Consider the following 12,192-nt stretch of genomic DNA (forward strand, 5'->3'; position numbering starts at 1 on the left):
GATAGACGTGTGCTTTTTGCTACATTACAGTCGAGCATCAATCCCGTCCAGCTAGTCAAGAATCATGAAGCTCTCATCATTGTATATATTTGTCGAGAGGTGCAAGGAGATTTAACCTCGAAATACCACATGATCGGATTAATATAAGGAGGGTAGAAGATGACCCAGTCAATCGAATTAACTAAAAGAGAAAAGTTTCGGCTCCTCTTGACTCAGCTGGAGCTTACAGAAGATCTATATGCACGCCATTTCGAAGAAGCTGAGATCGATCGTCTATCCATTCATAAAGCATCGAAAACATGGCATTTTCATTTCTTAATAAAACAAATAGTACCAAGTAACCTGATCATAGAATTTACAAAGCGTCTTAGGCAATCATTTCAGCACGTTGCAAATGTAAACTACTCATTCCGCACGGTTGGCGGAGAATTTGACCAAGAACGCATTTTAGACTATTGGGAAACTTGCCTGCAGGAGCTTCAAGGGATTTCACCTCCTTTGCTCTCCCTGTTAACGAAGCAAAAACCTATAATTAATGGCAATCGAATTACTGTTTCTGTCTCTAACGAAACGGAAGGTATGCAAATTAAACGAAAATATGCAGACACACTATGCTCGGCATTTTCTCTTTATGGTTTTCCTCCGCTTACTCTTCAAACAGAGGTAAGCGAGACGAATTCAACAGAAGAATATGAAGCGTTTGTTCAGTCCAAAAAGAAAGAAGAAGAAGCATGGGCGAAACAAGCGTTGATTGAGATGCAGAGAAAAGAAGAGGCAAATGCGCAAAGCGATGCTCCGACCGGTCCTGTTTCAATTGGTTATTCTATTAAACCGGAAGAACCCGTGGAAATACGTACCATTCATGATGAAGAACGCAAAATTGCGATCCAGGGACTAATTTTCGATGCAGAAGTTAAAGAGCTTAGAAGCGGGCGGTCATTATTAACCTTTAAGGTGACGGATTACACAGATTCAATTCTTGTGAAAATGTTCTCGCGTGATAAAGAAGACGCAGTGATTATGAATCAAGTGAAAAAAGGAATGTGGGTTCGAGCAAAAGGCTCCATTCAGAACGATACATTTGTTCGTGACTTGGTGATGATTGCCCAGGATGTAATGGAAATACAGCCAAATTTGAGACAAGACACTGCGCCTGAAGATGAAAAACGTGTAGAACTTCACTTGCATACACCGATGAGTCAAATGGATGCAGTATCTTCCGTTTCAAGCCTTGTCGGTCAAGCGGCAAAATGGGGACACAAAGCGATCGCCATTACAGACCATGCTGTAGCCCAGTCTTTCCCAGAAGCTTATAGTGCCGGTAAGAAAAACGGTGTGAAAATTCTGTATGGATTAGAAGCCAATTTGGTTGATGATGGAGTTCCGATTGCTTATAACGATGCTGATGTGCTTTTAGAAGACGCAAATTACATTGTTTTTGACGTAGAAACAACAGGTCTATCTGCCGTTTATGATAAAATTATTGAACTTGCGGCCGTGAAAATCCACGGTGGTGAAATCATAGACAAATTCGAACGATTTGCCAATCCGCATCATCCTTTATCCGCGACCACCATCAATTTAACGGGTATCACAGATGACATGGTAAAAAATGCTCCTGAAATCGAGCAAGTGCTGAAAGATTTTCATGAATGGGCGAAAGCCGATATTTTAGTTGCGCACAATGCTTCATTCGATATGGGATTTTTGAATGTCGGCTACCGCAGAATTGGTCTTGGTAAAGCAACAAATCCGGTTATCGATACATTAGAGCTTGCAAGGTTTTTGCATCCGGAGATGAAAAACCATCGATTGAACACGCTTGCCAAGAAATTTGAAGTAGAACTTACGCAGCATCACCGTGCTATATACGATGCGGAAGCGACAGGATATATCTTAGCGAAGATGCTGAAAAGCGCTCAAGAAAAAGAAATTCATCGTCATAATGAGTTAAATAATTATATGGGAGTCGGGGAAGCATTTAAACGTGCTCGGCCTAGTCACGTAACTATTCTGGCTGAAACGGAAGTTGGATTAAAAAACCTTTTTAAGCTTGTATCTATCTCCCATTTAAATTACTTCTTCCGTGTTCCAAGAATTCCTCGATCGATCCTTCAAAAGTATCGTGAAGGCCTGTTGATCGGTTCTGCTTGTGAAAAAGGGGAAGTTTTTGGAGGAATGATGCAAAAATCACCTGAAGAGGTAGAAGAAACGGCATCCTTCTATGACTATATAGAGCTTCAGCCTAAGCCAGCGTATAAACATTTAATTGAGCAGGAACTTGTTCGTGACGAACAAAACCTTGAAGAGATCATGAAAAAAATAGTTGACCTTGGAGAAAAGCTCGATATTCCAGTAGTAGCAACGGGAAATGTACATTATTTAAATGAAAACGATAAGATTTATCGAACGATATTGATTTCTTCTCAAGGAGGAGCCAATCCGCTTAATCGTCACGAGCTACCGGATGTCCATTTCAGAACAACAAATGAAATGCTTGATGAATTTTCATTCTTAGGACAAGAGAAGGCAAAAGAAATTGTCGTAACAAATACGAACGCGATTAGTGAACGTATTAAGGATATAAAACCGATTAAGGACGACTTGTATACACCAAAAATCGAAGGTGCAGATGAAGAAATGCGTGAAATGAGCTATAACATGGCACGAAGCATATATGGTGAAGATCTGCCTGAAATTGTAGAAGCCCGTCTTGAAAAAGAATTGAAAAGCATTATTGGACATGGCTTCGCTGTTATTTATTTGATTTCACACAAGCTTGTGAAAAAATCGCTGATTGACGGATATCTGGTTGGTTCCCGTGGATCTGTCGGGTCATCATTTGTCGCCACGATGACAGAAATTACAGAAGTAAACCCGCTGCCTCCCCATTATGTTTGTTCATCATGCAAGAAATCTGAATTCTTTAATGATGGCTCTGTTAGTTCAGGTTTCGATTTACCGGATAAAGATTGTCCAGACTGTCATATTCCATACACGAAGGATGGCCAGGACATTCCATTTGAAACCTTCCTAGGTTTTAAAGGAGATAAAGTACCTGATATTGATTTGAACTTTAGCGGTGAATATCAGCCGGTTGCCCATAACTACACGAAGGAACTGTTTGGTGAAGATTATGTATACCGGGCTGGAACTATAGGCACGGTAGCGGATAAAACAGCCTTTGGATATGTCAAAGGGTATGCAAATGATCGAAATCTTCAATTCCGAGGAGCGGAGGTTGAACGGCTCGTTCAAGGATGTACAGGAGTTAAGCGGACAACCGGACAGCATCCGGGAGGAATTATCGTTGTTCCAGATTATATGGATATTTATGACTTTTCACCAATTCAGTTCCCGGCCGATGATAATAAGTCAGGATGGAAAACGACTCACTTTGACTTCCATTCTATCCATGACAATTTGTTAAAGCTGGATATTCTTGGCCACGATGATCCAACCGTTATTCGTATGCTGCAGGATCTTTCAGGAATTGATCCAAAAACGATTCCTACAGATGACCCGGAAGTCATGAAAATCTTTAGTGGAACCGAATCACTAGGGGTTACGGAAGATCAGATTTTGTGTAAAACAGGTACATTGGGAATACCGGAGTTTGGTACCCGTTTTGTAAGACAAATGCTTGAAGACACAAAACCAACCACCTTTTCCGAGCTTGTACAGATCTCAGGGCTATCCCACGGAACAGATGTATGGCTTGGAAACGCACAGGAGCTCATTCATAATGGCATTTGCGAGCTATCTGACGTAATTGGCTGTCGTGATGACATCATGGTTTATTTAATCTATCAGGGTCTTGAACCTTCACTTGCTTTTAAAATTATGGAGTCTGTTCGTAAGGGGAAGGGCTTGTCTCCTGAATTTGAGGAAGAAATGAAGAAAAATGAAGTGCCTGACTGGTATATCGATTCCTGTAAAAAAATCAAATATATGTTTCCGAAAGCCCACGCCGCAGCATATGTATTGATGGCAGTACGTATTGCGTATTTTAAAGTTCACCATCCACAGCTTTACTATGCAGCATACTTTACTGTACGGGCAGAGGATTTCGATCTTGAAGCAATGAAAGCAGGCTCTCAAGCGATAAAATCAAAAATTGAAGAGATTAATGCAAAGGGGCTTGATGCAGCTCCAAAAGAAAAGAGTTTGCTGACGGTGCTTGAGCTTTGTCTTGAAATGTGCGAGAGAGGCTATTCTTTTACACAGGTAGATTTGTATAAATCAGATGCCAAAAACTTTATCATTGAAGGAAATAGTCTTATTCCTCCATTTAATGCGATACCTGGGCTTGGAACGAATGCGGCACTTAATATTGTTGCAGCGAGAGAGCAAGGGGAATTTTTATCTAAAGAGGATTTGCAGAAGAGAGGCAAGGTATCAAAGACGATAATCGAGTATCTCGATTCGCAGGGATGCCTTGATGGAATGCCTGATCAGAACCAGTTATCTTTGTTCTGATCCATTTGCATCAATGTTTAATATATGGTAATATTACTTTTGGAAATACTACTGATAACTCTGACGTCAAAAGAGTGGGTCCCGCCCGCTCTTTTGTGTTGTTTCAGACATTTTTCAAAGAATAATGGAGGAAACGATGAGTAAAATTAATGAACTCGTTGAAACATTGGTGACACCCATTCTTGATGACTTGGACCTTGAACTTGTAGAAGTAGAATTCGCAAAAGAAGGATCAAATTGGTTCTTAAGAGTATTTATTGATAAAGAAGCTGGGGTAGACATTGAAGAATGCGGGATAGTCAGTGAACGCTTAAGTGAAAAGCTTGATGAACTGGATCCGATCCAGCAGAACTACTTCCTCGAGGTATCATCACCAGGTGCTGAACGCCCATTGAAAAAGGAAAGAGACTTTCTAAAAGCAATAGGTAAAAATGTTTATATTAAAACATATGAACCAATTGACGGAATGAAGGAATTTGAAGGTATTCTCGAGTCTTATGATGGCATAACACTGGGAGTAGCAGTAAAGATTAAAACTAGAAAGAAAAATGTAACGATTCCTAAGGAAAAAGTCGCGAAAGCAAGACTAGCTGTTTCCTTTTCCTAGGTAAGGATCACGGGAACTCCCCTTACATAAGGGAACGGAAGGGAGATGACAATCTAATGAGTACAGAGTTGTTGGATGCTCTTACATTCTTAGAGAAAGAGAAAGGCATAAACCGGGATGTTTTAGTTGATGCAATTGAAGCAGCATTGGTTTCTGCCTATAAACGTAATTTTAATCAGGCGCAAAATGTTCGTGTGGATCTCAATTTGGACAATGGTTCCATGAGGGTGTTTGCAAGGAAAGAAGTTGTGGATGAAGTGTTTGATTCCCGACTCGAAATCTCCCTCGAGGATGCACATGAAATTGACCCTGGGTTTGATATTGGGGACATTGTTGAGCTTGAGGTGACACCTCGTAATTTTGGGCGAATTGCTGCACAAACAGCTAAGCAAGTCGTTACTCAGCGTGTTCGTGAAGCAGAAAGAGGCATTATCTACACTGAGTTCGTTGATCGTGAAGACGATATTATGACTGGAATTGTCCAGCGTCAGGATCATCGCTTTATTTATGTTGCACTTGGCAAAATAGAGGCCTTGCTTCCATTGAATGAACAAATGCCAAATGAGAGCTACAAGCCACATGACCGTATCAAAGTTTATATTACAAAGGTTGAACGCACAACGAAAGGGCCTCAAATTTTTGTGTCTAGAACACATCCTGGTCTTTTGAAACGCTTATTTGAAGTAGAGGTTCCTGAAATTTTTGATGGAACAGTTGAGATTAAATCGGTATCACGCGAAGCTGGGGACCGTTCAAAAATCTCTGTTTACTCAGATAATGAAGAAGTTGATGCAGTCGGCTCTTGTGTCGGTGCGAAGGGTTCAAGGGTACAAGCCATTGTAAACGAACTAAAAGGTGAAAAAATTGACATTGTTGAATGGTCTGAGGATCCAAAGTTATTTGTTGCAAATGCATTAAGTCCGTCTAAAGTGGTCGATGTTCAAGTTCGAGAAGAAGAAAAAGCAACGACAGTGATTGTGCCTGATTACCAGCTTTCTCTTGCCATTGGAAAGCGCGGGCAAAATGCTCGACTTGCTGCCAAGCTTACCGGCTGGAAGATTGATATTAAGAGTGAAACAGATGCACGTGAACTAGGCATTTTCCCACGTGATGATCAGCCGCTTTTTTCAGAGGAAGAAATGGACAATTCCTTTAAATATTCAGATGATGACATCGAATAAGAGGGGTGAAAATCCATGTCAGGAAATAAAAAAATACCTTTACGAAAATGTATTGCTACCAATGAAATGAAAACAAAGAAAGAAATGGTGAGAATCGTCCGTTCAAAAGAAGGAGACGTTTCCATAGATGTGACCGGCAAAAAATCCGGTCGTGGTGCCTATTTATCAAAAGATAAAGAAGCAATTTTAAAAGCGAAAAAAAAGAATATACTGTCTGGTCATCTACAAGCAAAAATCGATGAATCTATTTATGACGAATTACTTGCTTTGGTAGAGGAAGAAGCAGGGGCCGAGAAATGATGAAAAGCAAATGGACGTCATTATTAGGTCTTGCAACTCGAGCAGGAAAAGTGATTTCAGGGGAAGAATTAGTCGTCAGAGAAGTTCGCTCACAAAAGGCAAAGCTCGTAATTCTTTCGAATGATGCCTCAGCGAATACAAGCAAAAAAATTCTCGACAAATGCAGTCATTATCATGTACCCGTTCACAAGGTACCTGATCGATATACGCTTGGTCACGCGATTGGAAAGGATGCAAGAGTTACAATTGCTGTAATGGATGCAGGCTTTGCGAAATCGCTGATCACACTGCTCGATGAATCTTAACGGGGGTGAACGAATGAGTAAATTACGTGTATATGAATATGCAAAAAAACAAAATGTCACCAGTAAAGAAATTATCGATAAATTAAAAAATATGAATATTATTGTGTCTAACCATATGGCGACACTAGAAGGAGAGGCGATCACGAAATTGGATGCTTCTTACTCAAAAGAAAACTCATCTAATCAGCCAGCAGCAAAACAAGAAAACACGTCTAATCGTCCAAAGGGACAAGGACAGGAAAACCGTTCTGCAGGGCAAGGGAATCAGAAAGCCGGCGGTCAAGGTCAAAACCGGAACCGTAATCAAAACCAGCGAAACAATCAGGGCGGAAATCGCAATCAAAAGAACAACCGCAACCAAAAAAATACAAACAAAGTACCATTTCAGCCTACTCCTATGAAACCAAGAGAGCTACCTGAAAAAATCACTTTTGTTGAATCGTTAACCGTTGCTGAGCTGGCTAAAAAGCTCCACCGAGAGCCTTCTGAGCTTATTAAAAAGCTCTTTTTACTTGGTGTTATGGCGACAATCAACCAAGAGCTTGATAAAGATTCAATTGAATTGTTATGTACGGATTATGGTGTTGAGGTAGAGGAAGAAATTCTTATCGACAGCACAGATCTTGAAACGTATTTCGAAGAAGAGCATGATGAAGATGCGTTAATCGAACGTCCTTCTGTTGTAACCATTATGGGTCACGTTGACCATGGTAAAACGACCTTGCTTGACTCTATTCGTAATACAAAAATTACAGAAGGTGAAGCAGGTGGAATCACCCAGCATATTGGTGCTTACCAAGTGCCTGTAAATAATAAAAGAATTACCTTTCTTGATACCCCAGGACATGCAGCGTTTACAACCATGCGTGCTCGCGGTGCTAAGGTAACGGATATTACAATCCTTGTTGTTGCAGCAGACGACGGTGTAATGCCGCAAACGGTAGAAGCAATTAATCACGCAAAAGCGGCAGAGGTACCAATTATTGTAGCAGTAAACAAAATGGACAAACCCTCTGCCAACCCTGATCGCGTTATGCAAGAGCTTACAGAACACGGTTTAGTTTCTGAAGCTTGGGGCGGGGAGACAATTTTTGTTCCTATCTCTGCATTAAATGGTGAAGGGATCGACAACCTATTAGAGATGGTTCTTCTCGTTGGTGAGGTCGAAGAATACAAAGCAAATCCAAAACGACGTGCACTGGGCACCGTTATTGAAGCTGAGCTTGATAAAGGACGTGGTTCAGTGGCTACATTACTAGTCCAAGACGGTACTCTGCGTATAGGAGACCCGATTGTGGTTGGTAAAACATTTGGCCGCGTTCGTGCTATGGTCAACGATTTAGGACGTCGTGTAAAAGAAGCCGGTCCTTCTACGCCAGTAGAAATTACCGGTCTGAACGATGTTCCATTAGCAGGTGATCGCTTCGTTGTATTTGAAGACGAGAAAACTGCTCGCTCTATAGGTGAAACACGAGCTCAACAGGCTCTTCAAGCACAGCGTGGAGAAAAAACACGTGTTAGCCTTGATAACTTATTTGAGCAAATGAAGCAAGGTGAAATGAAAGACCTTAACGTCATTGTTAAAGGCGACGTTCAAGGTTCAGTTGAAGCGGTTGCTGCTTCTTTACTGAAGATCGATGTTGAAGGTGTTAATGTTAAAATTATTCATACGGCTGTAGGGGCAATTACAGAATCAGATATTACACTGGCAGCAGCTTCGAATGCAATCGTAATCGGATTCAATGTTCGTCCAGATGCCAATGCAAAACGTACAGCTGATGCGGAACAGGTTGATGTTCGTCTGCACCGGATTATTTACAAAGTTATTGAAGAAATTGAAGCGGCGATGGAAGGCTTACTTGACCCTGAATTTGAAGAAAAAGTGATTGGTCAGGCCGAGGTTCGTCAAACCTTCAAAGTGTCGAAAGTAGGTACGATTGCAGGTAGCTATGTAACGGAAGGAAAGATCACCCGTGACAGCGGCATTCGTTTACTTCGTGACGGAATTGTCATCTTTGAAGGGGAGCTTGATACATTGAAGCGCTTTAAAGACGATGTGAAAGAAGTTGCAAAAGGATATGAGTGCGGTATTACCGTTAAGAACTTCAATGATGTAAAAGAAGGCGACATTTTTGAAGCCTTCATTATGGAAGAGATCAAACGTTAATGATCGCCTATGCGGAATGTGAGTTTCATCTTCCTCATTCCCATTCCCTGAAAGAGAAACGCGCTGTTCTACAGCGCGTTCTTTCTAGGGTGAAGCAAAAGTATAATGTATCCATTTCGGAAATTGATTATCAGGATACATGGCAGCGTGCAGGAATAGCCATTGTCGCTGTTGCATCCTCAAAACAAGTAGCAGAACGAGAAATTCAACGTACACTAAGTCTGATGGATTCATTTCCTGAATGGGAACGTACCAACTTGATGCTTGAATTTTTATAATTGGATGGATACCTTCTAGTTAAAGAGGTGAAATAAATATGTCATTACGATCTAATCGTGTTGGAGAGCAGATGAAGAAAGAGCTTGGTGACATCATCGGACGTAAAATTAAAGATCCTCGTATAGGATTTGTAACAGTAACGGATGTTGAGGTAACAGGTGATCTTCAGCAAGCGACAGTATACATTACCGTTCTAGGTGATGAAGAACAGCGAGAAAACACACTCCGCGGTCTGGCAAAAGCGAAAGGCTTTATTCGGTCTGAAATCGGTCAGCGAATTCGTCTCCGTAAGACACCGGAAATCATTTTTGAATTTGATGAGTCCATTGATAACGGCAATCGCATTGAGTCATTGATTCGTGATCTCCATGATCGAGAACAATCATAAACGGCAGCAGGTAAACCAGGTACTCCTGGATGCTTAGAGGATATGCTATATTTTCTTCTAAGAAAGCCTGCTGTCTTTTTTTTATTTAATTATTCAGGAGGTATGGAGATGGATGGAATTCTGCCATTATGGAAAGAAGCAGGTATGACCTCGCATGATTGTGTTTTTAAAGTTCGCAAGCTGCTTAAGATGAAAAAGGTTGGACATACTGGAACACTGGATCCGGATGTGGACGGTGTGCTGCCAATATGTCTTGGACGCGCAACGAAAGTAGCTGAGTATATCACGGATGCAGGAAAATCTTACAGGGGTGAGGTTACCATTGGCTGGTCAACCACAACAGAAGACGCATCTGGTGAGCTAGTAGATAAAAAACCTGTTGATAAAGAGTGGGTTGTGGAGGAAATTACCACTGTATTGAACAGTTTTGTTGGAAGAATTCAACAAACACCCCCAATGTTCTCTGCAGTAAAAGTGAATGGCAAGCGGTTATACGAATATGCAAGACAAGGGATTTCAGTCGAGCGTCCTTCAAGAATCGTCACCATTTATTCAATTAAGATCATTCGAGATTCTTTTAAACAGAATGAAGATTCGATTACCTTTTCATTTGATGTGTCGTGTGGGAAAGGAACTTATATTCGAACGTTAGCTGTTATGATTGGTGAGGCGATGGGCTATCCTGCGCATATGTCAAAGCTGACGAGAACCTCTTCTGCAGCAATGACACAAGAGCATTGCATCACACTCAGCCAGCTCGAAAAAATTGCGGATCAAATTGAAGAGGTAAAACAGTACCTGTTCCCTCTTGAAGCGGGAGTTTCTCAATTGAAGAAATTGGACATTAGTGATAAAGTAGCAGAGAAAGTGAAAAATGGAGCGGTGCTGCCACTCCCAAAAGAATGGCCTGCAGCTTTAGATGAGCAAGTCGTTTTTATGGAGAACGGACATGCACTTGCTATTTATCATTGCCACCCATCCAAAGAGGGGTTGATAAAGCCGACGAAGGTTCTTTGGATCGAGTGAGAAAGGAATACTCTATGAAGGTTGTTACGCTGTATCATCCACATACATATACAAAGCAGGACTTTCCCCCGCTGTCCATAGCGCTTGGTTTTTTTGACGGTGTGCATTTAGGCCATCAGGCTGTTATTCAAACGGCGATTGATTATGCCCGTAAGCATCAAATAAAAAGTGCAGTCATGACATTCGATCCGCATCCTTCCGTTGTATTAAGCTCAAAGAAAACAGAGGTTGCGTACTTGACTACACTTGAGAGAAAGCTAGAATTATTCGAAGAGCTTGGACTGGACTATGTTTTTGTAGTTCGATTCACATCAAAATTAGCTGATTTAGAGCCTCAGGAATTTGTTGATCAGTATTTAATCGGTCTCAACGCACAGCATGTGACAGCAGGGTTTGATTATACATATGGTAAATTTGGGAGCGGAACAATGGAAACGATGCCGTTTCATTCGCGACAGCAGTTTACTTATACGACTCAGCAAAAGCTTGAGGATCATAGCGAAAAAATAAGCTCAACTAGAATTCGCCAGACGCTTCAAGCTGGTGATGTTGAATCAGCAGCAAATCTTCTTGGGAATTGTTATCAGGTGGAAGGAACAGTTGTCCACGGAGATAAAAGAGGTCGTAAAATCGGTTTTCCAACAGCAAATGTTAAATGTGTTGACGGAGGGTTAATACCGGCAACTGGCGTCTATTCGGTTCGATTATTTGTCAATAAGCAGTGGTTTAATGGCGTATGCAATATTGGTTACAAACCAACCTTTAAATCACCTGAAGAAAAAGAACTATCTGTTGAAGTACATCTATTTGACTTCTCAGAATCCATCTATGGCGAAAAGGTAAAGGTAGAATGGCATAGGCGGATTAGAAGCGAACAGCGCTTTAACGGGATTCAGGAGCTAGTGGCTCAAATTGAGAAGGATAAACAAACGGCTCTTGATTTCTTTAACAGATATGAGTGCTAGTTGCAGTGAAGTGTATGATATGATATTATAAATACGCATGAACATGAACCATTGCTTGGCAATTCGAACACTCCAACGATTGCTCGGTAATTGGGGATAAAATACTATATTATAGGAGGCTATTTACATGGCTATTACTCAAGAACGCAAGAATGAACTTATCCAAGAATACCGTACACATGAATCTGACACAGGTTCTGCAGACGTACAAATTGCGATCCTTACTGAAGAGATCAACAACTTAAACGAGCACCTGCGTACACACAAAAAAGATCACCACTCTCGTCGCGGACTACTTAAAATGGTAGGTCGCCGTCGTAATCTGTTGACTTATTTGCGTAATAACGAAGTATCTCGTTACCGTGAGCTAATCAACAAACTTGGCTTACGCCGATAAGAATGAATGTCGAAAAGCGGGACTTGTCCCGCTTTTTTATTAGCAAAAAAACATATTAATTTACTTGAAATGAAAGAATTTACTCTTAAAAATTTATT

At 41.0% G+C, this 12,192-nt stretch carries 11 protein-coding genes; all 11 read left to right on the forward strand.

Annotated features, from left to right (window positions below; all coding sequences use genetic code 11):
- The first annotated feature begins 159 nt into the window (after nucleotides 1-159).
- The 11 genes from KP78_RS11565 to rpsO all read left to right on the forward strand — a co-directional run bounded on the left by KP78_RS11565 (nucleotide 160) and on the right by rpsO (nucleotide 12,094).
- Nucleotides 160-4,479 carry a PolC-type DNA polymerase III gene (locus KP78_RS11565; RefSeq protein ID WP_041089125.1) on the forward strand — a complete coding sequence of 1,440 codons (4,320 nt, stop codon included), beginning with the start codon at nucleotides 160-162 and terminating at the stop codon, nucleotides 4,477-4,479.
- Between the two features lie 136 nt (nucleotides 4,480-4,615).
- A complete protein-coding gene (gene rimP, locus KP78_RS11570) occupies nucleotides 4,616-5,086 on the forward strand; it encodes a ribosome maturation factor RimP (protein WP_041089127.1) in 471 nt (156 codons plus the stop codon).
- A 56-nt stretch (nucleotides 5,087-5,142) separates the two neighbouring features.
- On the forward strand, nucleotides 5,143-6,267 hold the full coding sequence (gene nusA / locus KP78_RS11575) for a transcription termination factor NusA (protein ID WP_041089129.1): 1,125 nt from the start codon (nucleotides 5,143-5,145) through the stop codon (nucleotides 6,265-6,267).
- Nucleotides 6,268-6,282: 15 nt separating this feature from the next.
- Entirely contained in the window at nucleotides 6,283-6,567 is a 285-nt protein-coding gene (rnpM, locus tag KP78_RS11580; protein WP_041089130.1) for an RNase P modulator RnpM, read from the forward strand.
- Entirely contained in the window at nucleotides 6,564-6,872 is a 309-nt protein-coding gene (locus tag KP78_RS11585; protein WP_041089131.1) for a YlxQ family RNA-binding protein, read from the forward strand. The genes rnpM and KP78_RS11585 overlap by 4 nt, the downstream gene beginning before the upstream one ends.
- Nucleotides 6,873-6,885: 13 nt before the next feature.
- Nucleotides 6,886-9,039 (forward strand): translation initiation factor IF-2, encoded by a 2,154-nt coding sequence (gene infB / locus KP78_RS11590; protein ID WP_041089133.1) that lies wholly within the window; start codon nucleotides 6,886-6,888, stop codon nucleotides 9,037-9,039.
- Nucleotides 9,039-9,317, forward strand: a complete 279-nt coding sequence (locus tag KP78_RS11595) for a DUF503 domain-containing protein (RefSeq protein WP_041089135.1) — start codon at nucleotides 9,039-9,041, stop codon at nucleotides 9,315-9,317. The genes infB and KP78_RS11595 overlap by 1 nt, the downstream gene beginning before the upstream one ends.
- A 38-nt stretch (nucleotides 9,318-9,355) precedes the next feature.
- Complete coding sequence (gene rbfA / locus KP78_RS11600; RefSeq protein ID WP_041089137.1) at nucleotides 9,356-9,706, forward strand: 30S ribosome-binding factor RbfA; 351 nt, start codon at nucleotides 9,356-9,358, stop codon at nucleotides 9,704-9,706.
- Between the two features lie 108 nt (nucleotides 9,707-9,814).
- Nucleotides 9,815-10,732: a tRNA pseudouridine(55) synthase TruB gene (gene truB / locus KP78_RS11605; protein ID WP_041089139.1), complete on the forward strand. Its 918-nt coding sequence runs from the start codon at nucleotides 9,815-9,817 to the stop codon at nucleotides 10,730-10,732.
- 14 nt (nucleotides 10,733-10,746) lie between these two features.
- The gene (gene ribF / locus KP78_RS11610; RefSeq protein ID WP_041089141.1) at nucleotides 10,747-11,697 is read left to right on the forward strand and encodes a bifunctional riboflavin kinase/FAD synthetase; all 951 of its coding nucleotides are present in this window, start codon (nucleotides 10,747-10,749) and stop codon (nucleotides 11,695-11,697) included.
- Nucleotides 11,698-11,824: 127 nt separating this feature from the next.
- Nucleotides 11,825-12,094, forward strand: coding sequence for a 30S ribosomal protein S15 (rpsO, locus tag KP78_RS11615; RefSeq protein ID WP_041089143.1), 270 nt, complete (start codon nucleotides 11,825-11,827; stop codon nucleotides 12,092-12,094).
- Nucleotides 12,095-12,192: the final 98 nt, after the last annotated feature.

This window comes from Jeotgalibacillus soli (assembly GCF_000829435.1).
Taxonomy (GTDB): Bacteria; Bacillota; Bacilli; order Bacillales; family Jeotgalibacillaceae; genus Jeotgalibacillus; species Jeotgalibacillus soli.

Excerpts from the sequence above, each read along its gene's own strand:
- KP78_RS11565 (WP_041089125.1), top strand. The coding sequence starts at position 160 with ATGACCCAGTCAATCGAATTAACTAAAAGAGAAAAGTTTCGGCTCCTC.
- KP78_RS11595 (WP_041089135.1), top strand. The coding sequence starts at position 9,039 with ATGATCGCCTATGCGGAATGTGAGTTTCATCTTCCTCATTCCCATTCC.
- rpsO (WP_041089143.1), top strand. The coding sequence starts at position 11,825 with ATGGCTATTACTCAAGAACGCAAGAATGAACTTATCCAAGAATACCGT.
- ribF (WP_041089141.1), top strand. The coding sequence starts at position 10,747 with ATGAAGGTTGTTACGCTGTATCATCCACATACATATACAAAGCAGGAC.
- nusA (WP_041089129.1), top strand. The coding sequence starts at position 5,143 with ATGAGTACAGAGTTGTTGGATGCTCTTACATTCTTAGAGAAAGAGAAA.
- infB (WP_041089133.1), top strand. The coding sequence starts at position 6,886 with ATGAGTAAATTACGTGTATATGAATATGCAAAAAAACAAAATGTCACC.
- truB (WP_041089139.1), top strand. The coding sequence starts at position 9,815 with ATGGATGGAATTCTGCCATTATGGAAAGAAGCAGGTATGACCTCGCAT.
- rnpM (WP_041089130.1), top strand. The coding sequence starts at position 6,283 with ATGTCAGGAAATAAAAAAATACCTTTACGAAAATGTATTGCTACCAAT.
- rimP (WP_041089127.1), top strand. The coding sequence starts at position 4,616 with ATGAGTAAAATTAATGAACTCGTTGAAACATTGGTGACACCCATTCTT.
- rbfA (WP_041089137.1), top strand. The coding sequence starts at position 9,356 with ATGTCATTACGATCTAATCGTGTTGGAGAGCAGATGAAGAAAGAGCTT.
- KP78_RS11585 (WP_041089131.1), top strand. The coding sequence starts at position 6,564 with ATGATGAAAAGCAAATGGACGTCATTATTAGGTCTTGCAACTCGAGCA.